This is a genomic window from Hymenobacter sp. CRA2 (assembly GCF_002007105.1).
In the GTDB taxonomy this organism is placed as follows: Bacteria; Bacteroidota; Bacteroidia; order Cytophagales; family Hymenobacteraceae; genus Solirubrum.
This window is the reverse complement of sequence record NZ_MVBC01000002.1, coordinates 132,083-157,188: the sequence shown is the minus strand read 5'-3', so window position 1 is coordinate 157,188 and position 25,106 is coordinate 132,083. Positions and strand designations below refer to the sequence as shown.

Annotated in this window: 24 protein-coding genes; 13 read left to right on the top strand and 11 right to left on the bottom strand. The window is 62.2% G+C overall.

Going from position 1 to position 25,106, the window contains the following annotated elements; translation table 11 throughout:
• Positions 1–40: 40 nt before the first annotated feature.
• Positions 41–892, bottom strand: a complete 852-nt coding sequence (locus B0919_RS04430; protein WP_078011013.1) for a hypothetical protein — start codon at positions 890–892, stop codon at positions 41–43.
• A gap of 129 nt (positions 893–1,021) precedes the next feature.
• On the opposite strand from B0919_RS04430, the gene lepA reads away from it, so the two are divergent.
• The 8 genes from lepA (at position 1,022) to B0919_RS04390 (ending at position 8,510) form a co-directional block, all read left to right on the top strand.
• Positions 1,022–2,809, top strand: coding sequence for a translation elongation factor 4 (gene lepA, locus B0919_RS04425; RefSeq protein WP_078011012.1), 1,788 nt, complete (start codon positions 1,022–1,024; stop codon positions 2,807–2,809).
• Between the two features lie 104 nt (positions 2,810–2,913).
• The gene (locus B0919_RS04420) at positions 2,914–3,102 is read left to right on the top strand and encodes a hypothetical protein (protein ID WP_078011011.1); all 189 of its coding nucleotides are present in this window, start codon (positions 2,914–2,916) and stop codon (positions 3,100–3,102) included.
• 2 nt (positions 3,103–3,104) lie between these two features.
• Positions 3,105–3,647: a hypothetical protein gene (locus B0919_RS04415; RefSeq protein WP_078011010.1), complete on the top strand. Its 543-nt coding sequence runs from the start codon at positions 3,105–3,107 to the stop codon at positions 3,645–3,647.
• Between the two features lie 37 nt (positions 3,648–3,684).
• The gene (locus B0919_RS04410; protein ID WP_078011009.1) at positions 3,685–4,596 is read left to right on the top strand and encodes a bifunctional 5,10-methylenetetrahydrofolate dehydrogenase/5,10-methenyltetrahydrofolate cyclohydrolase; all 912 of its coding nucleotides are present in this window, start codon (positions 3,685–3,687) and stop codon (positions 4,594–4,596) included.
• A gap of 228 nt (positions 4,597–4,824) precedes the next feature.
• A complete protein-coding gene (locus B0919_RS04405) occupies positions 4,825–5,406 on the top strand; it encodes a 7-carboxy-7-deazaguanine synthase QueE (RefSeq protein ID WP_217701000.1) in 582 nt (193 codons plus the stop codon).
• Positions 5,407–5,417: 11 nt separating this feature from the next.
• A complete protein-coding gene (locus B0919_RS04400) occupies positions 5,418–7,358 on the top strand; it encodes an OmpA family protein (RefSeq protein ID WP_254846479.1) in 1,941 nt (646 codons plus the stop codon).
• A gap of 321 nt (positions 7,359–7,679) precedes the next feature.
• Positions 7,680–8,057 carry a hypothetical protein gene (locus tag B0919_RS04395; RefSeq protein WP_078011007.1) on the top strand — a complete coding sequence of 126 codons (378 nt, stop codon included), beginning with the start codon at positions 7,680–7,682 and terminating at the stop codon, positions 8,055–8,057.
• 84 nt (positions 8,058–8,141) lie between these two features.
• Positions 8,142–8,510, top strand: coding sequence for a hypothetical protein (locus B0919_RS04390; RefSeq protein WP_078011006.1), 369 nt, complete (start codon positions 8,142–8,144; stop codon positions 8,508–8,510).
• 154 nt (positions 8,511–8,664) lie between these two features.
• Here the strand turns inward: B0919_RS04390 and B0919_RS04385 are convergent, their stop codons facing one another.
• Positions 8,665–9,957 carry a citrate synthase gene (locus B0919_RS04385; RefSeq protein ID WP_078011005.1) on the bottom strand — a complete coding sequence of 431 codons (1,293 nt, stop codon included), beginning with the start codon at positions 9,955–9,957 and terminating at the stop codon, positions 8,665–8,667.
• A 317-nt stretch (positions 9,958–10,274) separates the two neighbouring features.
• Between B0919_RS04385 and B0919_RS04380 the strand changes: the two genes are divergently transcribed.
• On the top strand, positions 10,275–11,171 hold the full coding sequence (locus tag B0919_RS04380) for an aldo/keto reductase (RefSeq protein WP_078011004.1): 897 nt from the start codon (positions 10,275–10,277) through the stop codon (positions 11,169–11,171).
• A gap of 45 nt (positions 11,172–11,216) precedes the next feature.
• Here the strand turns inward: B0919_RS04380 and mnmE are convergent, their stop codons facing one another.
• The 4 genes from mnmE to B0919_RS04360 all read right to left on the bottom strand — a co-directional run bounded on the left by mnmE (position 11,217) and on the right by B0919_RS04360 (position 15,856).
• Positions 11,217–12,599, bottom strand: a complete 1,383-nt coding sequence (gene mnmE, locus B0919_RS04375) for a tRNA uridine-5-carboxymethylaminomethyl(34) synthesis GTPase MnmE (RefSeq protein WP_078011003.1) — start codon at positions 12,597–12,599, stop codon at positions 11,217–11,219.
• A 113-nt stretch (positions 12,600–12,712) separates the two neighbouring features.
• Positions 12,713–13,372 carry a metal-dependent transcriptional regulator gene (locus B0919_RS04370; protein ID WP_078011002.1) on the bottom strand — a complete coding sequence of 220 codons (660 nt, stop codon included), beginning with the start codon at positions 13,370–13,372 and terminating at the stop codon, positions 12,713–12,715.
• Positions 13,373–13,611: 239 nt separating this feature from the next.
• A complete protein-coding gene (locus B0919_RS04365; protein ID WP_217700996.1) occupies positions 13,612–14,622 on the bottom strand; it encodes a 3-oxoacyl-ACP synthase III family protein in 1,011 nt (336 codons plus the stop codon).
• 79 nt (positions 14,623–14,701) lie between these two features.
• Positions 14,702–15,856, bottom strand: coding sequence for a glycosyltransferase family 4 protein (locus B0919_RS04360; RefSeq protein ID WP_078011001.1), 1,155 nt, complete (start codon positions 15,854–15,856; stop codon positions 14,702–14,704).
• A 109-nt stretch (positions 15,857–15,965) separates the two neighbouring features.
• Between B0919_RS04360 and B0919_RS04355 the strand changes: the two genes are divergently transcribed.
• A complete protein-coding gene (locus B0919_RS04355; RefSeq protein WP_078011000.1) occupies positions 15,966–16,790 on the top strand; it encodes a 2,3,4,5-tetrahydropyridine-2,6-dicarboxylate N-succinyltransferase in 825 nt (274 codons plus the stop codon).
• 61 nt (positions 16,791–16,851) lie between these two features.
• On the opposite strand, the gene B0919_RS04350 is transcribed toward B0919_RS04355, so the two are convergent.
• A complete protein-coding gene (locus B0919_RS04350) occupies positions 16,852–17,787 on the bottom strand; it encodes an isoaspartyl peptidase/L-asparaginase family protein (protein ID WP_078010999.1) in 936 nt (311 codons plus the stop codon).
• Positions 17,788–18,120: 333 nt separating this feature from the next.
• Between B0919_RS04350 and B0919_RS04345 the strand changes: the two genes are divergently transcribed.
• On the top strand, positions 18,121–19,065 hold the full coding sequence (locus B0919_RS04345; RefSeq protein ID WP_078010998.1) for a helix-turn-helix domain-containing protein: 945 nt from the start codon (positions 18,121–18,123) through the stop codon (positions 19,063–19,065).
• A gap of 94 nt (positions 19,066–19,159) precedes the next feature.
• Positions 19,160–19,912 carry an SDR family NAD(P)-dependent oxidoreductase gene (locus B0919_RS04340; RefSeq protein WP_078010997.1) on the top strand — a complete coding sequence of 251 codons (753 nt, stop codon included), beginning with the start codon at positions 19,160–19,162 and terminating at the stop codon, positions 19,910–19,912.
• A gap of 105 nt (positions 19,913–20,017) precedes the next feature.
• On the opposite strand, the gene msrA is transcribed toward B0919_RS04340, so the two are convergent.
• Complete coding sequence (msrA, locus tag B0919_RS04335; protein ID WP_078010996.1) at positions 20,018–20,554, bottom strand: peptide-methionine (S)-S-oxide reductase MsrA; 537 nt, start codon at positions 20,552–20,554, stop codon at positions 20,018–20,020.
• 293 nt (positions 20,555–20,847) lie between these two features.
• Positions 20,848–21,738, bottom strand: coding sequence for a 3-hydroxybutyryl-CoA dehydrogenase (locus tag B0919_RS04330; RefSeq protein ID WP_078010995.1), 891 nt, complete (start codon positions 21,736–21,738; stop codon positions 20,848–20,850).
• A 350-nt stretch (positions 21,739–22,088) separates the two neighbouring features.
• Between B0919_RS04330 and B0919_RS24580 the strand changes: the two genes are divergently transcribed.
• Positions 22,089–22,250: a lmo0937 family membrane protein gene (locus B0919_RS24580; RefSeq protein WP_139361904.1), complete on the top strand. Its 162-nt coding sequence runs from the start codon at positions 22,089–22,091 to the stop codon at positions 22,248–22,250.
• 90 nt (positions 22,251–22,340) lie between these two features.
• Here B0919_RS24580 and B0919_RS04325 read toward each other — a convergent pair whose 3' ends face one another.
• Together B0919_RS04325 and B0919_RS04320 are read right to left on the bottom strand one after the other, a co-directional pair.
• Positions 22,341–23,258, bottom strand: a complete 918-nt coding sequence (locus B0919_RS04325; protein WP_078010994.1) for a hypothetical protein — start codon at positions 23,256–23,258, stop codon at positions 22,341–22,343.
• Between the two features lie 84 nt (positions 23,259–23,342).
• Positions 23,343–24,968 carry an ABC-F family ATP-binding cassette domain-containing protein gene (locus tag B0919_RS04320; protein ID WP_078010993.1) on the bottom strand — a complete coding sequence of 542 codons (1,626 nt, stop codon included), beginning with the start codon at positions 24,966–24,968 and terminating at the stop codon, positions 23,343–23,345.
• Between the last annotated feature and the right edge of the window lie 138 nt (positions 24,969–25,106).

The window sequence follows — 25,106 nt, the reverse complement described above, 5'->3', positions numbered from 1 at the left end:
TGCTCTCCCGCATACGCAGGCCGAAGCCGAACGGTCACGCCTAGCCGAACGTCAGGCCGTGCCCAAGTACCACCCGCCCCGCCCCGAGCAGCAGGGCCATGAGCACGGCCAAGCCCCACGCCAGGCGGGTTTTCTGCGGGGCTTCGATGGTAAACTCGAACAACTCGTTGGAGCAGGCCAGGGCCAGCGGCAGCAGGGCCAGCAGCAGCGTGCTCAGGTGCAGCCGCTCGTTCACGCTGAGGTCGGGGTACTTAGCCAGGCACAGGATGACGGAGCCCAGCAGCCAGGGCGCCAGCAGCGTGGTAAGTAGCAGGCGCCGGCGGTGCTCGTAACGCATGAGCGTGCGCGAATCGTGGCTTTGCAGGAACAGCGGGGCCGCCAGGTAGCCCAGCACCGGCAGCACTAGGCCGAATATGAAAGCCAGCGCGACATTGACGATGTTGCCGGCCAGAAACAGCCAGCTGGGCACGTACCAAAAGCCATTTTGGGTAAACGTATCGGCCACCAGGGCGCCAAAAAACAGATTCAGCCCGTGCAGCGTCAGCCACAGCAGGTATTGCTTGAACAAGCCGCGCTTGAAACGCGCCCGCTGCCAGAACCACCACGCGGCCCCGCCCGCCAGGGCCAGGCAGGCCAGCGGCCCGGCCCCGTACACGGCCACCACCGCCGTGCGCCACCACTCCGCGTCGGCCAGCCGAAACCGGATGGCGCTGAAGTGCCACACGCCCGGAATACCCAGCGCCGCGGCCACCCCGATGGTCGCCAGCCGGTACAGGCCGTCGGCGGTCAGGTAGGCCAGAATGAAAAGCAGCGTGGCGTTGGCGCCGGCAATCTTTGACTTCTGCCCAACATCGGACGAAGCGTGTGAAACAGGGGTAGACGTTACGGACATAGGCGTGGGAACTACCGCTAATGTAAGCGGGTTGCCCCCGTACCGCCAAGCAGCAAACCGGTCCGCCGGTAGCTTTTGCCGGCCAAAAACGCTACCTTCGCGGTTGCATAACGCCTTTATACCCGCCGAGTGAAGAACATTCGCAACTTCTGCATCATCGCCCACATCGACCACGGCAAAAGCACGCTGGCCGACCGCCTGCTGGAATTTACCAGCACCGTGAGTCAGCGCGAGATGCAGGCGCAGCTGCTCGATAACATGGATCTGGAGCGAGAGCGGGGCATCACCATCAAGAGCCACGCCATCCAGATGCAGTTCCCCTACAAAGGGGAAATGTACACGCTCAACCTCATCGATACCCCCGGTCACGTCGACTTCAGCTACGAAGTGTCGCGCTCCATTGCCGCCTGTGAAGGCGCGCTGCTGATCGTGGACTCCTCGCAGGGCATCGAAGCGCAGACCATTTCGAACCTGTACCTGGCCATCGGTGCCGACCTGGAAATCATCCCGGTGCTGAATAAAATCGATCTGCCCCACGCCATGCCCGAGGAAGTCTCGGACGAAATCGTGGATTTGATCGGTTGCAAGCACGAGGACATCATCCACGCCTCGGGCAAGGCCGGCATCGGCATCGAGGAAATCCTGAACGCCATCGTGGAGCGCATCCCCGCGCCCTCCGGCGACCCGGAAGCGCCCCTGCAGGCCCTGATTTTCGATTCCGTTTTCAACTCCTACCGCGGCATCGAAGTGCTGTTCCGCATCAAGAACGGCACCATGCGCAAGGGCGACAAGCTACGCTTCCTGGCCACCGGCAAGGAATACGGCGCCGACGAAATCGGGGTGCTCAAGCTCAACCAGGAGCCGCGCGGCGAAATGTCGGCCGGCAACGTGGGCTACCTGATTTCGGGCATCAAGGAGGCTCGCGAGGTGAAGGTGGGCGACACCATCACCCACGTGGCCCGGCCCACGCAGGAGGCCATTGTCGGCTTCGAGGACGTGAAGCCGATGGTATTCGCCGGTATCTACCCCGTTGATACCACTGAATACGAAGAGCTGCGCTCCTGCATGGAGAAGCTGCAGCTCAACGACGCCTCGCTGGTGTGGGAGCCCGAAACCTCGGCCGCTCTGGGCTTCGGTTTCCGCTGCGGCTTCCTGGGCATGCTGCACATGGAAATTGTGCAGGAGCGCCTGGAGCGCGAGTTCAACATGACCGTGATTACCACCGTGCCCTCGGTGCAGTTCAAGGTCATTTCGAACCGCGACGAGCTGAAGATGGTGTCGGCCCCGAGCGAGATGCCTGAGCCCAACCTCATCAAGCACATCGAGGAGCCCTTCATTAAGGCGCAGATCATCACCGCCGCCGAGTTTGTGGGCCCCATCATCACCCTGTGCATGGAGAAGCGCGGCATCATCAAGGGCCAGTCGTACCTGACTTCCGAGCGGGTAGAGCTGGCGTTTGAGCTGCCGCTGTCGGAAATCGTGTTCGACTTCTTCGACAAGCTCAAGACCATTTCGCGCGGTTACGCTTCGCTGGACTACGAGCTGATCGGTTTCCGGCAGTCCGACATGGTGAAGCTGGACGTGATGCTCAACGGCGAGAAGGTGGACGCCCTCTCGGCCATCGTGCACCGCTCCAAGAGCTACGACTGGGGCAAGCGCCTCTGCGAAAAGCTCAAGGAGCTGCTGCCGCGGCAGATGTTCGAAATTGCCATTCAGGCCGCTATCGGGCAGAAAATCGTGGCCCGCGAAACGGTGAAGGCCTTGCGCAAAAACGTAATTGCCAAGTGCTACGGCGGCGACATTTCGCGTAAGCGCAAGCTGCTGGAGAAGCAGAAAGAGGGCAAGAAGCGGATGCGCCAGGTGGGTTCCGTGGAAATCCCGCAAGAGGCCTTCCTGGCCGTTTTGAAAATCGACTAATGCCCAAGACGCGCCGCCCCTGCGGCGCGTTTTTTTTACCGCCTACATTTCTTTCATTTCATGCAATTCTTGCAAAAGCGCTGTGTGACTTACAACAACTCCCAATGAATAGCACCACGCTGACCCAAAACTGCACGAGCGAAGACCAACTAGAGCGCATCCGTCGCGGCCAGGAGCTGCGCTTCCGCTGGCGCGACGACTGGCCCGCCATGGAGCAAGCTATCCTGAAAGCCGGCCGCGAAGCCATTGCCCGCAACACGGAAGCGGCTACGGCAGCCACCAGCGAGAAGTAAGCATGACCGCCGCCAATCCAACCATGGGCTTTCTGTCACCCGACGAGTTTCGGCCGGTGCTTGCAGCAATGGTTGGGTTGCCGGTATGGGCAGCTTGGATGAAGTCGTATGAGCTGTACATCGGCCGGAAGCACACCATCAAGCTGCACAGTTTGGGGCCACGCCCAAATACTGGGGCGGTAATAGAACAGGACTTCTCTGATTTGAACCTACAGCTCGGCAGTGAGTGGGTGATAGTGAAGCAAGGACGAATTGTAGACAAAAAGGGCAGCAAATCAGGAGGATGGTTCAAAGAACCGGCCAGCATTGGCTCTTTGACTGACTTGCAAATCGTGGACGTGGTGCTCGATGCAAATCTGAGTCTGTGTATCACCTTTGCTGATGGCCAGCGGCTGCTAACTGATAACGCATGGTGCTTGGACACGCTATTTACCAGAACCCGGTATGAGCCCATGGCCGCTGGCGGAATTAGAACCACTGCTCTGAATGCTAATGGTGACATTGGGAATTACATCAGAAGCTTAACCGCTGACGCCAGTTCATAGCCAAATTCTCCTCGAACACTCAACCCTTCTCTCACATATGACCACTGCTCCCGACGCCACTACCTACCGCCTCATCGACGGCAAGCAGACCGCCGAGAACATCAAGCGCGAAATAGCTGCTGACGTAGAGCAGCGCAAGGCTGCCGGCCTTAAGGTGCCGCACCTGGCGGCCGTGCTCGTGGGCCACGACGGCGGCTCCGAAACCTACGTGCGCAACAAGGTGCTGGCCTGCGAGGCCGTGGGCTTCGGCTCCACGCTGCTGCGCTTCGAAGACGACATCACCGAGGCGCAGTTGCTCCAGCAAGTGGAGGACCTCAACAACGACCCGGAAATCGATGGCTTCATCGTGCAGCTGCCCCTGCCCAAGCACATCGACCCGAACAAGGTCATCGAGGCCATCAAGCCGGAGAAGGACGTCGACGGCTTCCACCCCATGAACATCGGCCGCATGGTGGCCGGCCTGCCCGCGCTGCTGCCCGCCACGCCCTCGGGCATCGTGGAACTGCTGCGCCGCTACGAGCTGCCCACCGACGGCAAGCACTGCGTAGTTATCGGGCGTTCCAACATCGTGGGTACGCCGGTTAGTATTCTGCTAGCTAAGAACTTGGAGCCCGGCAACTGCACCGTTACTTTATGCCATTCGCGTACCCAGGATTTGGCCAGCATTACCCGCACGGCCGACATTCTGGTGGCCGCTCTGGGCCGCCCCGGCTTCGTGACGGCCGACATGGTGAAGCCCGGCGCGGTGGTTATTGACGTGGGCACCACCCGGGTGGAGGACGCCAGCAAGAAGGCCGGCTGGGCCCTGCGCGGCGACGTGGACTTTGCCGGCGTCGCGCCGTTGTGCTCGTACATCACGCCTGTGCCGGGCGGCGTCGGGCCCATGACCATTGCCATGCTGCTGCTGAATACGCTGCGCGCGGCCAAGGGAGAGGTGTACCCGCGCTAAGCGCAGTTGCACTAAAAAGTAGACAAATACCCCGTCGGCGTTGCCAATGCCGGCGGGGTATGCTATTTTTAAAGTCGGGCTGCTGGGAGGCTGAGGAAACTCCGAATGGGGGTACCTTCGTTTACCGGGCAGCCCGCGCTGTATTTGTTGCCCTACGTTTCCGCTTTGCTTTACCCGCTGCCTACCCTGTCCGCTGCCGCTTCGCTTACTGCCCCCGCCTTGCCGGTGATGGAGCAGTTTTACACCATTCAGGGCGAAGGCGCCAATGCCGGCCGGGCCGCTTACTTCATCCGTCTCGGTGGCTGCGACGTCGGCTGCCACTGGTGCGACGTGAAAGAGTCCTGGGACGCCGACGCGCACCCGCGCCAGGCCATTGCTGACCTCGTCGCGCAGGCCTCAGCCCACCCGGGCAAGAACGTGGTCATTACCGGCGGCGAGCCGCTCATGCACGACCTCGGCCCGCTGACCAAAGCCCTGCACGAAGCCGGCTTGCAAACCTGGATGGAAACTTCCGGGGCCCACCCGCTCTCGGGCGAATGGGACTGGATCTGCCTGTCGCCCAAGAAATTCAAGGCCCCGCTACCCGAAGTGCTGCGCAATGCCCACGAGCTGAAAGTCGTTGTGTTCCACAAAAGCGACTTTGCTTGGGCCGAGCAGCACGCCGCGCAGGTCGGGCCCGAGTGCCGCCTGTTCCTGCAGCCCGAGTGGAGCAAAGCCGCCCAAGTCACGCCGCTCATCATCGATTACGTCAAGCAGAACCCGCGCTGGCAGGTGTCCTTGCAGACGCATAAGTACCTCGACATTCCCTAGCCGCCCCCTGTATGCGCCGCGTGTTGCTGCCCTTGTTGGTTGTGGCTGCCGGTTGTCTGCTGCCCTTGCAGCCGGCAGTTGCGCAAGCCAAAGTGCCCATTACCAATACCAAGGCCAAGAATCTGTGGGAGAAAGCCCAGCAGCAAGCCAAGGACCGCGACTTCGAGAAGGCCATCGAAACCCTGACGGCACTCAACCAGAAGTTTCCCTCGCTCGGGGAGCCGTTTCTGCTGAAAGGCCAGCTCTACAAGGCCATGGGTCAGATACGGCCGTCCTTCGAAGCGTACCGACAAGGTGTTGAGAAGATGCCGTTTGACCCCGCCCGGATGAACGATTACTTCTACCTCGGGGAGCTGGCCATGGGCCTGGGTGAGTACCAGCCCGCGCTGGATGGCTACCGCAAATTTCTGAAGGTGGCGCCCAAGGGCCAGCGCAACATTCCCAAGGCCCAGCAGCAGGTGCAGAACTGCGAGTTTGCCCTGAAGGCCATGCAGAACCCGGTGGGCCAGCAGCCCCAGCGCCTCGGTGACCCGCTGAACACCTACCGCTTCCAGTACTTCCCCACGGTGACAGCCGATAACCGGTTTCTCGTGTACACCATTCGCAAAACGGGTGAGTCGGATGAGGACATCGTGGTGAGCCGCATGGAGAAGGACGGTTCCTTTGCCACGCCGCAGCTGATTTCCTCGGCCATCAACACGCAGTACAACGAGGGCGCCAGCTCCATTTCCGGTGACGGCAAAACGCTGGTGTTTGCTTCCTGCTTCCGGCCCGGCGGCGTCGGCAACTGCGACCTGTACATCTCGCGGCGCACTGGTAATAGCTGGAGCAAGCCGCGCAACCTGGGCCGCAACGTCAACTCCGCTAACTGGGACTCGCAGCCGACCCTTTCGGCCGACGGACGCACGCTCTACTTCACTTCCGACCGCCGCGGCGGGCAGGGGCAGGAAGACATCTACGTAACCACCCTGCAGGAAGACGGCTCCTGGTCCCTGGCCCGGAACCTGGGCGCGCCGGTCAACACGCCGGGCAAGGACATGGCTCCGTTCATCCACGCCAGCGGCACCACGCTCTACTACGTCACCGATGGGCTGGTGGGCATGGGCGGCCTCGATGTGTACCGCAGCGCGCTGAATGCGGGCAAGTGGTCGGCGCCCGAAAACCTGGGCTACCCGCTCAACACTTTCGAAAACGAAGCTTCGCTGTTCATCAGTTCCGACAACCGCCGCGGCTTCTGCTCCCGCACCCGCCCGGCCGAGGCCGCCGTGGCCGAGCGGGACCGACCGGTGGATTTGTTCAGCTTCGAAGTGCCTAAGGAAATCCGCTCGCGCGAGCAGAGCACCTACGCCCAGGGCCGGGTGTACGACGCCGTGACGAAGAAGCCCATCCAGGCCGACGTGCAGCTCTACGACCTGAAAACCGACGAGTTGACCCAGGCCGTGACCAGCGACCCGGTGGAGGGCGACTACACCGTGGTGCTCAACGAAGGCCACCAATACGGCATGTACGCCGTGGCGGATAAGTACCTGATGAAGAGCCTCAATTTCGACTACACCGACAAGCGTTCCTTTGACCCGCTCACGCTCGATATTTACCTCGAGCCGATGCGCGCCGGCCGGGCCATTGTCCTCAACAACCTCTTCTTCGATACTAAGGAGTACGCCCTGAAGCCCAACTCCCGCACCGAACTGAACCGGCTGATCAAGTTCATGAGCCAGTACCCAGACGTGCAGGTGGAAATTTCGGGTCATACGGACGATGTAGGCACTGATGACGACAACATGGTGCTGTCGAAAAACCGGGCTAAGTCGGTGTACAGCTACCTGGTAGAGCACGGGGTAAAGGCGGAGCGGCTGCGTTTCCGCGGCTACGGCGAATCGAAGCCCCTCGTGGTCAACGATTCGGATGAGCACCGGCAGCAGAACCGCCGCATCGAGTTCCGCATCCTCTAATCCCTTTTACTGGCCCGAAACCCTCGTCAAAAGGGCTGCCGCGCACTGCGCGGCAGCCCTTTTGACTTTTTTTTGTGCTATATCAGTGCTTATCGGCATGTGGATTAATGATCTGATAATTAGGATAATGTATGCTTTTGATAAAAGTCATTGAATAAAATAGTTACAAAATTTCTTTTTGGAGTTTCATTTTCCTTTCCTCACATTTGGTCCGAACCCAACCCCGGCAAAGTAGGCCAACTACTGCGCCAGAACCGGGTCTAGCTCTTTGTCATCACTTAAACCCTTTTTTCCATTGTCCAACCTTCATACCCCAGTCCCATGAAGAAGATCCTACTGTTGGCCGTTTTGGCCGTAGGACTGCACCAGGCCACGAAAGCTGCCTCGGACCCCGAAAACGGCAGCCCCAAGGGCCTGCACACCCGGGCTACTGCGCTGACGCGGGCCATGGCCAGCAAGATGAAACTCGACGAAGGGCAGTACCTCAAGCTGCGGCAGCTCAACCTGAGCATGCTCAGCACGATGGAAGACCTGAAGGAGCGTTTCGCGGCTGACCCCGAAATCCGGGACATGCGCATGGCCGAAACCCAGGTGAGCTACCACACCGAGCTGGCCATGTTGCTCCGGCCGGCCCAACTGGTAGCCTATAAGCAAAGCCAGGAAAGCATGACTGCCCTGGGCCTGCCCAGCGGCCGCTAATGCCAACCACAGCCCTGCCGAGCTCACACGGCAGGGCTGTTTTGCTTCTTTTCCCGATGCTTCACCGTTAATTTCTCCACCGTTATGAACAAACTGTTTTGCCTGGCCGCGGCAGCGGCCCTTGTGCTGACTGCGGCCAGCCACGCCCAGGCCCAGGAGCCCACGCTCAACGACCGCGCCACCACGCTGACCCAGCAGATGGCCCAGAAAGTGCCCCTGAACGAAGCCCAGTTCGTGAAGGTGCGCCGCCTCAACCTGAACCTGCTGGCGGCCACTCAAGAGCTGAAAGGCCGCTTTGCTAATGATTCGGCTACCCTCGACCAGCGCCTAGCCGAGCTGCAGGACAACTACGAGTGGGATATGGCCGCCATTCTATGGCCGCGTCAGCTGGCGGCCTACCAGCGCACCCGCGCCAACATGACGGCCCTGGGCTCATCTACCGAACAACGCTGAGCCCCGGCAACCATTCGCTTTCACTCACCACGTTTCACTCTCGCTTACTCAGTGCTTTGCTTTAGGGTAGGCTGTTGCAGCAGCCGGCCCACACGCAAAAACGCCAGCCTTTTTGGGGCTGGCGTTTTTTTATGCAGTTAAGAGAAGAGGCTGACTAGCCGCGCTCGTTGATCGGCACGTAGTTGCGCTCTTTCTCGCCCACGTAGATCTGGCGCGGGCGGCCGATGGGCTCCTTGTTCTCGCGCATCTCTTTCCACTGGGCAATCCAGCCGGGGAGGCGACCTAGAGCGAACATTACCGTGAACATCTCCGTGGGGATGCCCAGGGCTTTGTAGATGATGCCCGAGTAAAAGTCCACGTTCGGGTACAGCTTGCGCTGCACGAAGTACTCGTCGGTGAGGGCAGCCTGCTCCAGCTCCTTCGCGATTTTCAGCAACGGGCTGTCCTGCAGGCCCAGAGCGGTCAGTACCTCGTCGGCGGCCTTCTTGATGATGGTGGCGCGCGGGTCGAAGTTCTTGTACACGCGGTGGCCGAAGCCCATCAGGCGGAAGGAGTCGTTCTTGTCCTTGGCCTTGGCGATGAACTTGCTGGTGTCGCCACCGTCGCGCTCAATGGCTTCGAGCATCTCGACAACCTCCTGGTTGGCACCGCCGTGCAGCGGGCCCCACAGGGCGTTGATACCGGCCGAAACCGAGCCGTAGAGCGAGGCGTTGGCCGAGCCTACGAGGCGCACCGTCGAGGTGGAGCAGTTCTGCTCGTGGTCGGCGTGCAGGATGAGCAGCTTGTTCAGGGCGCTTACCACCACCGGGTTCAGCTCGTACTTCTCGGTGGGGAAGCTGAACATCATGTGCAGGAAGTTGGACGCGTAGTCCATATCGTTCCGCGGGTAGTTCAGCGGGTGACCCATCTGGTTTTTGTAGGTCCAGGCTGCAATGGTGGGCAGCTTGGCCATCAGACGGATGACGTTCAGGTCGATTTCCTCCTTGCTCAGGTCCGGCGACACGCTTTCGGGGTAGAAAGCCGTCAGGGCGCAGATGAGCGAGGACAGGATGGCCATCGGGTGGGCCGCCGACGGGAAACCGTCGAAAATCTTGCGCACGTCCTCGTGCACGAGGGTGTGCTTGGTAATCTGGCCCGAGAAGTCCTTCAGCTCGGCTTCGGTCGGAAGCGTGCCGTAGATCAGCAGGTAAGCCACTTCCAGGAAGCTGGACTTTTCGGCCAGCTGCTCGATGGGGTAGCCGCGGTAACGCAGGATGCCTTCTTCGCCGTCGAGGAAGGTGATGGCGCTTTTGGTAGCACCGGTGTTCTTGTAACCAGAGTCCAGCGTTACGTAGCCGGTCTGGTCGCGGAGTTTGTTGATGTCGAGAGCTTTTTCGTTCTCCGTACCCTCGAACACCGGCATCGTGTACGATTTGCCGTCGAGGATAATTTCAGCGGTTTCTGCCATTACAAACTGATTAGTGGACAGGGAGTGGGTGGCGTGCAGGGGCGAAGTACGGCATTAGCACTTTGCCCTGCAACCCGGCGGCGAGTTTGCATCGCCCTGGGTGTAGTACAAATGAAGCTGGGCGGATGTTTGGCCTTGACTGCCAATTAGAAAAGTTAAACCGCTCTGGCTAAGGTTAAAAATTTTTAAGGTCGGTTCCCGAATGCTAAGGCCACGGCAAGGGCCTGCTGCTCTCGCCCGTGCAAATGCACGCCTCTCGACCCGCGGCAACAATTTCGCCTTGCCCTGGCTTATTGACTGATTCTAATCCGTGTCCAATGAAGCTCCAACCCCTCGGTACTTCCGACCTGCGCGTGAGTGAAATCAGCTTCGGCTGCATGTCGCTTGGCGACGACCACGCGGCCAATGCCCGCCTGCTGCACCAAGCCCTGGAGGGCGGCATCAACTTCTTTGACACGGCCGACCTGTACCAGCAGGGTGAAAACGAAGTCACCGTGGGCAAGGCGTTGCGCGGGCGGCGCCTAGAGGCGGTGCTGGCCACGAAGGTGGGCAACCAGTGGCGGCCCGATGGCAAGGGCTGGGACTGGAACCCGACGAAGGCATACATTCTGCAGGCGGTGGAAGGCAGCCTGCGCCGCCTTGAAACCGACTACATCGACCTGTACCAGCTGCACGGGGGCACCATCGGGGACCCGATTGAGGAGACCATCGAAGCGTTTGAGTTGCTCAAGCAGCAGGGCAAAATCCGGGCGTACGGTATTTCCTCCATCCGGCCGAACGTCATTCGCGAGTACGTGCGCCGCGCCGGCCTAACCAGCGTGATGATGCAGTACAGCCTGCTCGACCGCCGGCCAGAGGAAAGCAGTCTGGCGTCGCTGCACGAGCACCGCATCAGCGTGCTGGCCCGTGGCAGCTTCGCCCAGGGCTTGCTGGCGGGCAAGCCGGCCAAGCCCTACTTGAACTATTCGGCCGCGGAAGTAGCCCGCGCCGCCCAGGCCGTGCAGACGGCCGTCCAGCCACCGCGCCCGATGGCGGAAACGGCGGTGCAGTTTGCCTTGGCGCAGCCGGCCATCACGGCGGCGGTGCTCGGCATACGTACCGAGCAGCAACTGCGCGAGGCCATTGCGGCCGGGCAGGCCCCGCCGCTGACGGATGCCGAGTTGGCGCATCTGCGTGGTGCGCTGTCGGTCAATCATTACGAGCAGCACCGATAAACCAGCGGTAGAAACCGGCGCATAGGCCCGCGCTATGGCGCGGGCCTACTTCCCAATGCAGAAGCGCGTGAAGATGCTGCCCAGCAAATCGTCGGAGCTGATGTCGCCGGTGATTTCGCCCAGGGCCCGCAGCGCACGGCGCAGGTCGGAAGCGACCAGCTCGGTGCCCAGGCCGTGCTGCAGGCCGTGCTGCACGGCCGTCAGGGCCTCGGCGGCTACTTCCAGGCTGCGGGCGTGGCGCAGGTTGGTCACAATGGTGGCGGCTCCGGCATCGAGGCCTTCTTTGCGCACGGTGGCCAGCAGGCGCTGCCGCAGCTCGTCGAGGCCGTTGTGGCTGGCGGCCGATAGCAGGAGCATATCTGGGTAGGCCGCCTTCAGCTCGGTTACGGCTGCCGCAGGGGCTTCGTCCCGCTTATTGCCCACGAGCAGCAGGCTGGCGCCAGCGGGCAGGGGCAATGCAGCTACATCGGCGGCAACCTCGGCGGGCGTGGCGGTGCCCAGGTCGAAAAGGTAGAGCACCACGGCGGCCTGCTGCACGCGCTGGCGGGTACGCTCCACGCCGATGGCCTCGACCACGTCGGTGGTGTCGCGCAGGCCGGCCGTGTCCACGAAGCGGAACTTGATGCCCTCCAGGCTGACTTCGTCCTCGATAAAGTCGCGGGTGGTGCCCGGAATGGCCGACACGATGGCGCGCTCCTCGTTGAGCAGCGCGTTGAGCAGGGTGCTCTTGCCCGCGTTGGGGCGGCCGGCAATGACGGTGGTCACGCCGTTTTTGATGACGTTGCCCAGCTCAAAGGAGCGCAGCAGGCGCTGCACCAAGGTCTTCACTTCGGTGAGCAGCCGTAGCAGGCCCGAGCGGTCGGCAAACTCTACGTCTTCCTCGCCGAAGTCCAGCTCCAGCTCCAGCAGGGCGGCAAAATCGATGAGGCGCTGGCGCAGATCGGCCAGCTCACGGGAGAAGCCGCCGCGCATCTGGTTCAGGGCCACGCGGTGCTGCAGGGCCGAATCGGCGGCAATCAAATCGGCCACGGCCTCGGCCTGGGCCAGGTCGAAGGCCCCGTGCAGGAAGGCGCGCTTGGTGAATTCGCCCGGCTCGGCCAGGCGGGCGCCCCGGCGCACCAGCAGGGCCAGCAGCTCGCGCACGATGTAGTCGGAGCCGTGGGTGCTGATTTCGACCACGTCCTCGCGGGTGTAGGAATGGGGCCCGCGAAACAGGCTCACCACCACTTCGTCCAGGATTTTTTCCTCGTCGCGGATGGTGCCGTAATGCAGCGTGTGGCCCGGCTGCGCGGCGAGGTCCTTGCCGCGGAACACCTCGTTGGTCAGGCCTATGGCCGCGGGGCCCGACAGGCGCACCACGGCAATGGCGCCGGCACCGGACGGCGTGGAGAGGGCAACGATGGTATCGGAAAGGGCGAGAGGAAGCATGTGGTGAACTGGTGAGATGGTGAATTGTGAGTTGATATTTAGGAGGTGCAGAACCGCGCATTGTGCGCAATCAGAACGACACTCACCATTTCACCATCTCACCAATTCACTGCCTAAAACGTAACAAACAGGTTGCGGCTTACTTCGGCAGATATCTGGGTTTTGGGTAGGTTATTAATGCTTATTTCTAATGAGTTATCGAAGATGATTTTATCCAATACTTCAATGCGGCTGCCCAGGCCCAGGCCTACTTTGTTGAGGTACTGCAGGAAGGGTTGGGAAGTATTCTTAACGGCTACGACCAAGCCTTGCTGCCCCGGTTGCAACTCCGCCAGCAGGCGGTGCTGGGGGCGGAGCATGGCGCCGTCTTCGCGCGGAATCGGGTCACCGTGCGGGTCCACTTCGGGGAAGCCCAGGAATTCGTCGAGGCGGCGCACCAGCAGCGGGGAGCTGATGTGCTCCATTTCCTCGGCTACGTCGTGCACCTCGTCCCAGGCAAAGCCCAGCTTCTGCACCAGAAATACTTCCCAGAGGCGGTGCTTGCGAATGGTGAGCAGGGCCAGTCGCCGGCCCTCGGCCGTGAGCAGTACGCCGCGGTAGCGCTGGTAGCTCAGCAGGCCTTTCTCGCCGAGGCGGCGCAGCATATCCGTCACCGATGCCGGCCGCGTCTGCAGCGCTTCCGCAATGCTGTTGGTGCTGACTTCGGCGCCGGGCTCGGCTTCGTACAGCTTATAGATAGCCTTCAGGTAGTTTTCCTCGGTGTGGCTGGGCAACGCGGTAAAAGCTGGGTGGGAAACGAAAGCACTAGGGCGAATCGGGGCAAAGGTCCCAAAAAAAAGCGAGGCAGACGCATTGCGTCTGCCTCGCTAATCTGGCCTTTGTCATCCTGAGCGTAGGGAAGGGCCTTATCGCGCTGGCACGGAGTCGTCGTGTCGATGGCCGTTCTGCAGCGGTAAGGTCCTTCGCGTTGCGGAGGACAGATGGCAGGATGATAGAAACAACGTCTATCGGTCTACCACTTGATCAGCGCCGAGGCCCAGGTGAAGCCCGAGCCGAAGGCGGCCAGGCACACCAGGTCGCCGGACTTCACGCGGCCTTCCTGCACGGCTTCGCTCAGGGCCAGCGGCACCGAGGCGGCGGTGGTGTTGCCGTATTTCTGGATGTTGCTGAACACCTTGTCGGCGCCCAGGCCCATCTTCTGGCCCACGTACTGCGTGATGCGCAGGTTGGCCTGGTGCGGGATGAGCAGGTCGATGTCGGACGGCTGGTAGCCGTTGGTCTGCAACGCTTCGTTGATGACCTCCGGGAAGCGCGTCACAGCGTGCTTAAACACCTGCTGCCCGTTCATGTAGGGGTACATGGCCTCCGGATCATCGAGCACCACTTGCACGCGGTTTTCGCGGTTGGAGCCCGGCTCCTTGGTAATCAGCTCCTCGGCAAACTCGCCCTGCGCGTGCAGGTGGGTGCTCAGGATGCCGTGGCCCTCGCGCGAGCTGCGGCGCAGCACGGCTGCCCCGGCACCGTCGCCGAAGATGACGGATACGGCCCGGCCGCGCGTCGACTTATCCAAGCCCGAGGAGTGGATTTCGGAGCCTACGACCAAGGCCGTTTCGTACATGCCGGTTTTGATGAATTGATCGGCCAGCGAGAGGGCGTAGATAAAGCCCGAGCACTGATTGCGCACGTCGAAGGCCGGTATGGGGTCCTTGATGCCCAGCTCGCGCTGCAGCAGCACGCCCGAACCGGGAAACAGGTAGTCGGGCGAGAGCGTGGCGAAGACGATGAGCTGCACGTCGTCGGGCGTGAGGCCAGCTTGCTCCAGTGCCATGCGGGCGGCGCGGGCGCCCATGTTGGCGGTGGTGTCTTCGCCTTCGTTGAACCAGCGGCGCTGCTGAATGCCCGTGCGCTCCTGAATCCACGCGTCGGTGGTTTCCATGAGGCTTTCGAGGTCGGCGTTGGTGACTACGCGGGAAGGCACGTAGTGGCCCATGCCGGCAATTTCGGCGGAATACAGTTGAGACATGATGTTGATGGGGTGCGGAAAGAAGCGGAGCGGTTTTTTTGCGGGGAAAAAGGCGCCAAAGATAACAATAGCACCGGGCTTAGAACGTGGCAGGGAAAGGCGCAGTTTCCGACCGCAGCCCCAGCGCCTGCCGAACAACGCCCAGCAGCCGCGGCGCTTCCGACGACCAGAGCGCCTCTGCGGGCGGGCCGCTTGGGTAGAAACGCTGGCCGCTGAGCTGTCGGGCCAGAGCCTGCGCGTCGGGGAGGGGGCGGTCAAAAGCTACGGTAAGCCCTGCCTGGTAGCGCTGGACCTCAGCCGTCCACAATGGGTTCGGCGGAATGAGCACGGGCAGGCCGCTGGCGAGGTATTCGTAGAGCTTGGTCGGCAAGCAGCGCCAGGAGCTGGGGTGCTCCCGGTACGGCAGCAGGCCGAGGTGGTGGTGCCCAATTTCGGCCACAATAGCCGCGTGCGGCACGGGTTGGGCGCCACCCACCACGCGCAGCCAGTCGGCGTGGGCCTGGGCCAGCTGCCGCAGCCGCGCCAGCTCGGGCGGTTGCTGGCAGTAGCCGATGATGGTAAGCGTGAGCTGCGGCCAGGCGCCGCGTAGCTGCCGGGCAAAGTCGATGGCGTCGAACACGCCGGTGAGGGCGGAGCTGGTGCCGGTGAACAGCAGGCGCAGGGGTTGCTCCGTGGTGGGCAGAGTTACGGCCGCCGCGGCAGATGCGGGCGCGGCGGGCGGCGCGTACTTGTTTTCCAGTACCACGGTGCAGTGCCGGGGCAGCCAGGGCAGCTCCTGGGCGTAGCTGCGCTCGGCCAGCAGCACGGCCGCGGCGCGGTGGGCTGCGTGAGACTCTACCCAACCTACGGCGCGGGCCAGCAGGCGCTTCAGGCCACCGCGGTATACCTGCTGCGTGCGAATATTCAGGGCGTAGTTCTCGCGCACGTCGTAGAGGAAGGGCCGGCCGGTGAGCCGGTGCCAGAGCAGTGTGAGCGGCAGCAGTTCGGGCGCATGCACCACCACCAAGGCCGGCTGCGCTTGCCGTAGCAGCCGCCAGTAGCGGCCCTGCGCGGCCAGCCGATCCAAGCCGAGCCGCTGACCTTGGAAAAGTACGCGCTGGGTAATGCCGCTGGCCTGAGAAGCCTGGGCAGTGCCGCGGCCCGCCACGGCCACCCGGTAGCCGGCATCAGCCAAGGTGCGGCCGAATTTCTCGAACATGCGCGTGTCGTCCACGGGCTTCAGGACGGAAGCCAAAAGGATGAGCGGCGCAGGGCGGGAGTGAGGCAGCACAAAGCCAAACCTACTACTTTCGCGCCTCCGTCGGCACCCGATGCTCGTACAACTTTTCGTCACATCTGACTTTATGACTGACATTCAGACCCTCATCGAAGCGGCCTGGGCCGACCGCAGCAAGCTGCAGGACGCCGCCACCCAGGACGCCATCCGCAACGTTATCGACCACCTCGACCGCGGCCTGCTGCGCGTAGCCGAGCCTTCGGCCGCCGAAGACGGCTCCTGGCAGGTGAATGACTGGGTGAAAAAAGCCGTCATTCTGTACTTCCCGCTGCAGCAAATGAAGACCGAGGAAGTAGGCATTTTTGAGTTTCACGATAAGATGAAGCTCAAGACCAACTACGCCCCGCAGCAGGTGCGCGTGGTGCCCCCGGCCGTGGCCCGCTACGGCGCCTACCTAGCGCCCGGCGTCATCATGATGCCCTCGTACGTGAACATCGGCGCCCACGTGGGCGAAGGCACCATGGTGGACACCTGGGCCACTGTGGGCTCGTGCGCGCAGGTGGGCAAGCACGTGCACCTCTCGGGTGGCGTGGGCCTGGGCGGTGTGCTGGAGCCGGTACAGGCTTCGCCGGTAATTGTGGAAGACGGCGCCTTCATCGGCTCGCGCTGCATCCTGGTCGAAGGCTGCCACATCGGCAAGGAAGCCGTTATCGGGGCGGGCGTGACCATCACCGGCAGCACCCGCATCATCGACGTGAGCACGCCCGAGGGCAAGGAGTACCGCGGCTACGTGCCGCCGCGCTCGGTGGTCATTCCCGGTTCGCTGCCCAAGCAGTTCCCGGCCGGCGAGTTCCAGGTGCCCTGCGCCCTGATCATCGGCCAGCGCAAGCCCTCCACGGACCTGAAGACCTCGCTCAACGACGCCCTGCGCGAGCATAACGTGGCCGTGTAACTACCCGCCCGCCAATAAAAAAGCCCGGCCATTGCAGCCGGGCTTTTTTGTTGGGTGAAGCCTACTTGAAATGCTGCTCCAACTCCTCTTTCCAGACGGCCACGAAGGGTTCCTCGCCGTCTACCTGGTAGGCGCAGCGCATCACGTTGGTGTTCGATTCTATGGCCACATTGCCCTCCGGGTCCAGGGCGATGATGCCCCGGTCGCCTTGGAGCTTATCGGCGTACACCTCCACGGCTTCGCGGGCGGCTTGGGTGATGCTCCGTTTCTTGTACTTGCGCAGGGCGTATACCTCGTGCGCCACGCCGGCCAGCATGATGATTTCCCCGTCGCCGGTGGTCGAGACGGCGCACACCTCGTTGTTGGCGTAGCCGCCGCCCCCGAAGATGCAGCTGTCGCCCACCCGGCCGCGCAGCTTGCCCTCGATGCCGCCGGTGCTGGTGGCCATAGCCAGGTTGCCGTGCATGTCCAGCGCCACCGCGCCCACGGTGTCGTGCTTGTTGGCGTGCTCGGCTTCGGCTTCCTGAATGATTTCCAGCCACTCGTCCCGCTGCTCGTCAGTCTTGAAGTAGTTCGGATCCTGCAGGGGCAGGCCCTGCGACAGGGCAAATTCCTGCGCGCCCTCGGCCGTGAGGAAGGAGTGCTTGCACTTCTCCATCACCAGCCGGGCCAGGCTGACGGGGTTCTTGATGAGCTTCAGGCCGCTCACGGCCCCGCCGCGCAGCGTGGCCCCATCCATGATGGAGGATTCGGTTTCCACCTCGCCGTTGATGTTGAACATGCCCCCGCGCCCGGCGTTGAACAGCGGGTTATCCTCCATGCTTTTCACGGCCGCTTCCACCGCGTCGAGCGCGACGCCGCCGCGCTCCAGGATTTCGTAGCCAGCCATCAGGGCCTGTTTCAGGCCCTGCTTGAGTTTTTCTTCCTTTTCCGGCGGAATGGTAGCCGGATCGGTGTTCACGGCGCCGCCGTGGATAATCAGAACGCACTTGCCCATATTCGGTGCTGGTGGTGAATGGTGAGGGTGTGGCGTGTAATGCGGCGTGCCGTTGTTACGGCCAGTACGCCGCAGGGTTGGTGTCCAGCTAGGGTCGATGAAGCCTATCCTGCAGCAGTTCAGGCAAAAAATATGGCTCGGTGGGTAGCTTCACCCGGGAATTTGGCGGGCATTCACTCCCCAGGTTTTGTCCCGGGCAGGTCCCGGCCACTGATGGCGGGTGCCGCGCCCGCCGCGGCCTCACCCCAACGCAGGCAGACGGCCCGCCCGCCATCCCTGCGCCCCAAACTTTCCGCATCCTGATGGGTTCCTCAGGCTGATTCCTCCGCTGTCATGACCACTACCGACCTGAATGCCCTCTACCAGGAGCTGGCCCCCTGCACCGGCACCGACCTGAGCGCGCTGCTGCCCAAAGGCATTCAGCGCGAAGCCGGCCACTTCAACGTGTTTGATCTGGCCGACCTGTGGCCGGCCGCTCAGCTGCAGCCCGGTACGCCGTACCCGTGCCGCTCGTTCTACAAGATAAGCCTGCTGCGCAGCCGCAGCCGCACCGAGTACGCCGACCAGACCATCACCATCGAGCCCGACGCGCTGGTGTTTTCCACGCCCAAGGTGTCGTTTCAGTGGCGGCCCGCCGAGGTGCAGCAGGGCCAGTTTTGCCTGTTCACGGCCGAGTTTCTGCTGCCCGTCCTCGGCGGCCTCACCCCCGACGAGCTGCCCCTGTTCCGCACCAGCGGCTACCCCGTGTTTCAGCTCACGCCCGCCGAGGCCGACCGGGCCGAGGCCCTGTTTGCCCAGATGCACCAGGAGCTGGCGTCGGATTACACCTACAAGTACGACCTGCTCCGGGCCTACGTGCTGGAGCTGCTGCACCTGGGGCAGAAGCGGCAGCCCGTGGCCGTGGTGCAGCCGGCGCACTCGGCGGCCGCCCGGCTTTCCTCGCGCTTCGTGGAACTGCTGGAGCAGCAGTTTCCGCTTACCTCGCCCCAGCAGCGCGTGCCGCTGCGCACGGCCAAGGACTTTGCCGACGCGCTGGCCGTGCACGTGAATCACCTCAACAAGGTGCTTAAGGACAGCACCAACCGCACTACCACCGACCTCATTGCCGGGCGAGTGGCCCAGGAAGCCAAGGCCCTGCTGCACCAGACCGACTGGACCCTCTGGGAAATTGCCGACTGCCTGGGCTTCGTCGACGTGGCGCACTTCTCGCACTTCTTCCGCCGCTACGCCGCTGTAAGTCCCGGCGTGTTTCGCACCCAGCAGGCCGTGTCGGCTTGATTTGTACAACAAGCTGATTGCGGCGTACAACGTGGCCAGCCGCGGGGCAGGGGACCTTTGTCGTGTTCCAATTAACGCGACAAACGCACTCTATATGAGCACTTCCAACATCGCCCTGCTCACCGGTGGCAGCCGGGGCCTGGGCAAGGACATGGCCCTGAAACTGGCCCAGCAGGGCATCGACGTCATCCTGACTTACCGCACCCAGCAGGCCGAGGCCCAGGCCGTGGTGGCCGACATCGAAGCCCTGGGCCGCCGGGCCGTGGCCCTGCCCCTGGACGCGGCCGACCTGAGCACCTTCGACGCCTTCTTTGTGCAGGTGACGGCCGTGCTGCGCGACACTTTCGACACCGACCGGTTCGACTTCCTCATCAACAACGCCGGCACCAGCCTGAGCGCCCCCTTTGCCGAGATGACCGAGGGGCAGTTCGACGAGATGCTGAACATCCACTTCAAGGGCGTGTACTTCCTCACGCAGCGGGCGCTGCCCCTGCTGCGCGATGGCGGCCGCATCGTCAACGTTTCCTCGGCCGTCACGCGCAGTTCCTTCGCGGGCGTCTCGGCCTATGCCGCCATGAAAGGTGCCGTGGAGGTATTTACGCGCGCCCTGGCCCTGGAACTGGGGCCGCGGGGTATTACGGCCAACGCGGTGGCGCCCGGCGCCGTCTTCGGGGGCGGGACCATGACGGACACGCCCGAAATCCGCGCCTGGGTAGCCCAGATGACGGCTCTGGGCCGCACCGCCGAGCCCGACGACATCGGCGGCGTGGTGGCCTTCCTCTGCACCGACGCCGCCCGCTGGCTCAATGGCCAGCGCATCGAGCTGACCGGTGGCATGAATATATAGGCCCCGAAGGGCGTACTGGTCTTGCCCGCAAAAAAGCCGCCCCGGCCAAGATGGCTGGGGCGGCTTTGCGTTTGTGGTAAGCAGTTGGGCCGGAAACGAGCTAACTCAGGCGGTAGCCTTGAGCTTGTCGCCGAACAGCGCCTTGACCTTGTCCACCTTGGGCTTGGCCACGAACTGGCAGTAAGGCTGCGAGCTGTTCTGATTGTAGTAATTCTGGTGGTAGTCCTCGGCCTTGTAAAAGGGCGCGGCGGGCAGGATTTCCGTCACAATGGGCTTGTCGAAGGCCTGGGCCTCGTTGAGCTTGTGCTTGTAGGTTTCGGCCAGGCGTTTTTGCTCGTCGTTGTGGTAGTAGATGCCCGAGCGGTACTGCGTGCCCACGTCGTTGCCCTGGCGGTTCAGGGTCGTCGGGTCGTGGGTTTTCCAGAAGATTTCGAGCAGTTCCTCGAAGCTAATGACCTGCGGGTCGAAGGTGATTCGGATAGCCTCGTTGTGGCCCGTCAGGCCCGAGCATACTTCCTTGTAGGTGGGGTTGGCAATGCGCCCGCCGGTGTAGCCCGATTCGACTTTTTCAACGCCGCGCAGGTTCTGAAATACGGCCTCGACGCACCAGAAGCAGCCGGCCCCAAAGGTTGCAATTTCCATGATGGGAGGGGGATAAGGTGTGGAATATGGTTAAGCGTATTTCGTGCCGGAAAGTTGCAAGCTGCCAAAGCGCCGGCCAAGCAGCACCTGTAGCACGTGAAAAGGCCACTGGATCAGCGTTGCCGCCTTTCTTGGAGCGGGTTAGCTCGTGGCTGGCAAAAACAACTTGCTTTTCAACTGTCGGCAGGCCGCCGCTTGCCAGCCGCATCGGTCTGCTACTAACTATAAAGAGGCCCCGCTGCTGGCAGCGGGGCCTCTTTAGAAGTAAGCAAGCGCGCGGTATCCGCCTCGGCCTACGAGCGGAAGCGCGGGGCTACCACCAGCTCCTTGCTGCCCGGCGTCCAGCTGTAGAAGCCTTCGCCCGACTTGGCGCCGAGGCGGCCGGCCATTACCATATTTACCAGCAGCGGGCAGGGGGCGTACTTGGGGTTGCCCAAGCCGTCGTGCAGCACGCGCAGGATGGCCAGGCACACGTCCAGGCCGATGAAATCGGCCAGCTGCAACGGGCCCATGGGGTGCGCCATACCCAGCTTCATCACCGTGTCGATTTCCTCCACGCCGGCCACGCCCTCGTGCAGCGTGATGATGGCCTCGTTGATCATCGGCATCAGGATGCGGTTGGCCACGAAACCGGGGTAGTCGTTGACCTCCGTGGGCACCTTCTCCAGCTGCCGCGACAGGGTCATGATCTGCTCCGTTACCTCGTCGGAGGTAGCGTAGCCGCGAATCACCTCCACCAGCTTCATTACTGGCACCGGGTTCATGAAGTGCATGCCGATAACCTTATCGGGGCGGTTGGTGACGGCAGCAATCTTGGTGATGCTGATGCTGCTCGTGTTGGTGGCCAGGATGCAGTGAGCGGGCGTAAGCTCGTCGAGCTGGCGGAACAGGTCGAGCTTGATATTTACGTTTTCGGTGGCCGCTTCCACCACCAAGCCGGCGTCGCGCACGGCGTCGGCCAGGGAGGTGCTGCGCTGCAGGCGCCCCAGGGTGGCGGTTTTGTCGTCTTCGCTCAAGCCGCCTTTGGCTACCTGGCGGTCCAGGTTTTTGCCGATGGTGGTCCAGGCTTTGTCGAGGGCGGCCTGGTTCAAGTCAATCAGGGTAACCGGAAAACCGTGCTGGGCAAACACGTGGGCAATGCCATTGCCCATGGTGCCCGAGCCTATAACGGCAACGTTCAGCATGTGTGGTGGGAATGAGGAGAGGGAAATGAGCAAAAGTGGCCTGACACCGCAAGCCGCGGCAAAACTAACCGAATGGGCGGGGCCACCCAAGTTATTGTTTGGGGTATGCTACGGAGCCGGTCCGGCATAACCGGCCAAGCCATAAAATGTTTTGGCGCAGAAAATCAGTCAGCTACATAGTTATGCAACTATGTGTGCAAATATTTTTTCTGGCCTTTCATATCCTTTTGTACAACCCCGCGTACAAAACCGCAGACTGCCCTGCCGGCCGGCTTTCAAACTGGATACAACCGGGGTGCACTGTCGACGTTCTCTCAACCAACACCTCTCACCTAAATCCTTCCCCCGCCATGGGCAACCTACTGTACATCATCGCCGTCATCCTGATCATTCTCTGGCTGCTCGGCCTGTTTGGCTTCAACAGCTTCGGCATGGGTAACCTGATTCACATCCTGCTGGTAATTGCCATCATCGCCGTGGTGCTGCGTCTGATACGCGGCAGTGCCGTCTGAGGCCGCTTCCGATAATTCTGTCTGAAAAACACGAAAAGGGCGGCTCCCATTGTTGGGAGCCGCCCTTTTCGTGTTTGGCGCGCCGGGCGGTTATTTGCCCAAATCGTAGAGCAGGCTGAAGCGAATCACGGGCTGGCCGTAGATGTTGTTGTCCAGGCCGTCGTTGAAGTTGTACAGGATGGCAATGTCGGTGGCAAACTTGTCGCCGAGTTGCTGCCGGTAGCCCGCGCCGAGCAGGGGCGTGCGCACCGTGGCTTTGGTCTTGCCCACAAACACCTGGTTGCCGGCCACCGCTTCGCTGATGATTTCAGCTTTAGTGACTTCGTACTCGGCGTGGATAAAGAACTGCTTGTAAACAATCACCTGCCCGAAGACCTTCAGGCCAAGGTTGTTACCGGTGATGTTCTTCGGGGTGCCAGGCGCGCGCGACCGGCTGGGAATGGTGTAGGCGCTGTGCGAGTACACAAGGCCGGGCCCTACGGCCACGCGCGAATTGAGGCGGTAGCCCAGGGCCGGGGATGCCCCCACGTTGTAGAACACGCCGCCGACGTAGTTCGAGGTGAGGCCGAGGCTCAGGTTACCGTAGATGAAGTACTTGCTGGGCTGGTACTCCTGCTGCACCGTAGCGCCGGGCACAGTGCCGTTCTGCGGGAGCGTCTGGGCGGGGCGGCCGTCGTCGTCGATGCCCCCGCCGGGGCGCTGCGTGGGCGCTGCGGCTGGCTGCTGCGGCCGGGAGCCGGGCAGCGGCTGGGCCGAGCGGCCGTCGTCGTCGATGCCGCCGGGTGGGCGCGTGGGCTGCTGCGGTTGCGTCGGTACCTGCTGCACGGGCTGTTGGGGCTGCGTGGTTTGGGGCGGGCGCGTGGGCGGAGCTGTGGGGGGCAGAGCGGGCGGGCCGGTGGGCAGCTGCGGCTTCACGTAGGTGCTGTCCGTACGCTGGGCCTGAGCATCGGTGTGGGAGGCAAAAAGTGCGGCGGTGCTGAGCGCGGCCACCAGCAAAAAGCGCTTCATAAGAGCAGGGCGTGTGAGGGCGTGTGAGTGTAAGTAACGAAAAGGCCGCGGATCGTTGCATCCGCGGCCTTCCGATTTCAGCAGTTACGCACCCACCGTCTGGTACATGCGCTGGCGCTGAGCCTTAATATTCTCGTCGGCAAGGTATTCCTCATACGACATCCGCTTGTCAATAATTCCCTCCGGGGTGAGTTCGATAATGCGGTTGGCGATGGTGTCGATGAACTGCAAATCGTGCGAAGCGAAGAGCATGGAGCCCGGGAAGTCCCGCAGCGAGTTGTTCAGGGCCGTGATGCTTTCCAGGTCCAGGTGGTTGGTCGGGTCGTCGAGCACGAGCACGTTGCCGGCTTCCATCATCATCTTGGAGAGCATGCAGCGCACTTTCTCGCCTCCGCTCAGCACGTTCGACTTTTTCTGCGACTCTTCGCCCGAAAACAGCATCCGGCCCAGGAAGCCGCGGATAAACGATTCGTCCTTCTCTGTGGAGTACTGGCGCAGCCAGTCCACCAGGTTCAGGTCCGTATCGAAGAACTCGGTGTTTTCCTTCGGGAAGTAAGAGGGGGTGATGGTAGTGCCCCACTTGTAGTCGCCCTTGTCGGCCTTGCGCTGCTCAAACAGGATGTCGAACAGCAGCGAGGCGGCGCGGTCGTCGCGGCTCACGATGGCTACTTTGTCCTTCTTGTCTAGAGAGAAGGACACGTTGCGGAACACCGTCTCGCCATCGATAGTCGCCGAAAGATTCTCCACCGACAGCAGCTGGTTGCCGGCCTCGCGCTCCGATTTGAAGGCGATATACGGGTACTTGCGCGACGAAGGCTTAATCTCTTCCAGCGTGAGCTTCTGCAGCAGCTTCTGGCGCGAAGTAGCCTGCTTGGACTTAGAGGCGTTGGCCGAGAAGCGGCGCACGAACTCTTCCAACTCCTTGCGCTTGTCTTCGGTCTTCTTATTTACCTCCTGGCGCTGGCGCAAAGCCAGCTGCGACGACTCGTACCAGAACGAGTAGTTGCCGGGGTACATGGTGATTTTCGAGAAGTCCAGGTCGGCCATGTAGTTACACACCGCGTCGAGGAAGTGACGGTCGTGGCTTACCACGATAACCGTGTTCTGGAACGAGTCAAGGAAGTTCTCGAGCCACAGCACGGTTTCGGCGTCGAGGCCGTTGGTCGGTTCGTCGAGCAGCAGCACGTCGGGGTTGCCGAACAGGGCCTGGGCCAGCAGCACGCGTACCTTGTCGGAGGTGCCCAGGTCGCCCATCAGCGTGTAGTGCTTGTCCTCGCCGATGCCGAGGCCCGAGAGCAGCTCGGCGGCTTCGTAGTCGGCGTTCCAACCTTCCAGGTCGGCAAACTCGCCTTCCAGGGCCGCAGCACGCTCGCCGTCGGCGTCGGAGAAGTCCGGCTTGGCGTAGATGGCGTCCTTTTCTTCCATCACCTTCCACAGGCGCTGGTGACCCATAATCACCGTCTGAAGCACCGGGTACTGGTCGTAGGCAAACTGATCCTGCTTCAGTACCGAGAGGCGGGCGCCCTTGGGCATGTCCACCGAGCCGGTGTTGGGCTCGATTTCGCCCGAGAGGATTTTCAGGAACGTGGACTTGCCGGCGCCGTTGGCCCCGATGAGGCCATACACGTTGCCGGGCATGAATTTGATGGTGACGTCTTCAAACAACACGCGCTTGCCGTAGCGCAGGCTGACGTTGGTAGTGCTGATCATGCAGGAGATGTAAGCGGAATAAGGAAGGACCCCGACCCGGAAAATCGCGCAAAGGTAGAGAAAAAATACCCGCGCCCGGTCGCCGGAATCTGATGCATAACAACGCGGCCCGCGCAAAAAATCCCTGGGCTGCCACTT

Coding starts and splice junctions, on each gene's coding strand:
- mnmE (WP_078011003.1), bottom strand. CDS start 12,599: ATGCTTCCTCTCGCCCTTTCCGATACCATCGTTGCCCTCTCCACGCCG.
- B0919_RS04380 (WP_078011004.1), top strand. CDS start 10,275: ATGAAGCTCCAACCCCTCGGTACTTCCGACCTGCGCGTGAGTGAAATC.
- B0919_RS04330 (WP_078010995.1), bottom strand. CDS start 21,738: ATGCTGAACGTTGCCGTTATAGGCTCGGGCACCATGGGCAATGGCATT.
- B0919_RS04415 (WP_078011010.1), top strand. CDS start 3,105: ATGACCGCCGCCAATCCAACCATGGGCTTTCTGTCACCCGACGAGTTT.
- B0919_RS04345 (WP_078010998.1), top strand. CDS start 18,121: ATGACCACTACCGACCTGAATGCCCTCTACCAGGAGCTGGCCCCCTGC.
- B0919_RS04405 (WP_217701000.1), top strand. CDS start 4,825: ATGGAGCAGTTTTACACCATTCAGGGCGAAGGCGCCAATGCCGGCCGG.
- B0919_RS04390 (WP_078011006.1), top strand. CDS start 8,142: ATGAACAAACTGTTTTGCCTGGCCGCGGCAGCGGCCCTTGTGCTGACT.
- B0919_RS04420 (WP_078011011.1), top strand. CDS start 2,914: ATGAATAGCACCACGCTGACCCAAAACTGCACGAGCGAAGACCAACTA.
- B0919_RS04355 (WP_078011000.1), top strand. CDS start 15,966: ATGACTGACATTCAGACCCTCATCGAAGCGGCCTGGGCCGACCGCAGC.
- msrA (WP_078010996.1), bottom strand. CDS start 20,554: ATGGAAATTGCAACCTTTGGGGCCGGCTGCTTCTGGTGCGTCGAGGCC.
- B0919_RS04430 (WP_078011013.1), bottom strand. CDS start 892: ATGTCCGTAACGTCTACCCCTGTTTCACACGCTTCGTCCGATGTTGGG.
- B0919_RS04385 (WP_078011005.1), bottom strand. CDS start 9,957: ATGGCAGAAACCGCTGAAATTATCCTCGACGGCAAATCGTACACGATG.
- B0919_RS24580 (WP_139361904.1), top strand. CDS start 22,089: ATGGGCAACCTACTGTACATCATCGCCGTCATCCTGATCATTCTCTGG.
- B0919_RS04340 (WP_078010997.1), top strand. CDS start 19,160: ATGAGCACTTCCAACATCGCCCTGCTCACCGGTGGCAGCCGGGGCCTG.
- B0919_RS04325 (WP_078010994.1), bottom strand. CDS start 23,258: ATGAAGCGCTTTTTGCTGGTGGCCGCGCTCAGCACCGCCGCACTTTTT.
- B0919_RS04410 (WP_078011009.1), top strand. CDS start 3,685: ATGACCACTGCTCCCGACGCCACTACCTACCGCCTCATCGACGGCAAG.
- B0919_RS04400 (WP_254846479.1), top strand. CDS start 5,418: ATGCGCCGCGTGTTGCTGCCCTTGTTGGTTGTGGCTGCCGGTTGTCTG.
- B0919_RS04350 (WP_078010999.1), bottom strand. CDS start 17,787: ATGGGCAAGTGCGTTCTGATTATCCACGGCGGCGCCGTGAACACCGAT.
- B0919_RS04365 (WP_217700996.1), bottom strand. CDS start 14,622: ATGTCTCAACTGTATTCCGCCGAAATTGCCGGCATGGGCCACTACGTG.
- B0919_RS04395 (WP_078011007.1), top strand. CDS start 7,680: ATGAAGAAGATCCTACTGTTGGCCGTTTTGGCCGTAGGACTGCACCAG.
- B0919_RS04320 (WP_078010993.1), bottom strand. CDS start 24,968: ATGATCAGCACTACCAACGTCAGCCTGCGCTACGGCAAGCGCGTGTTG.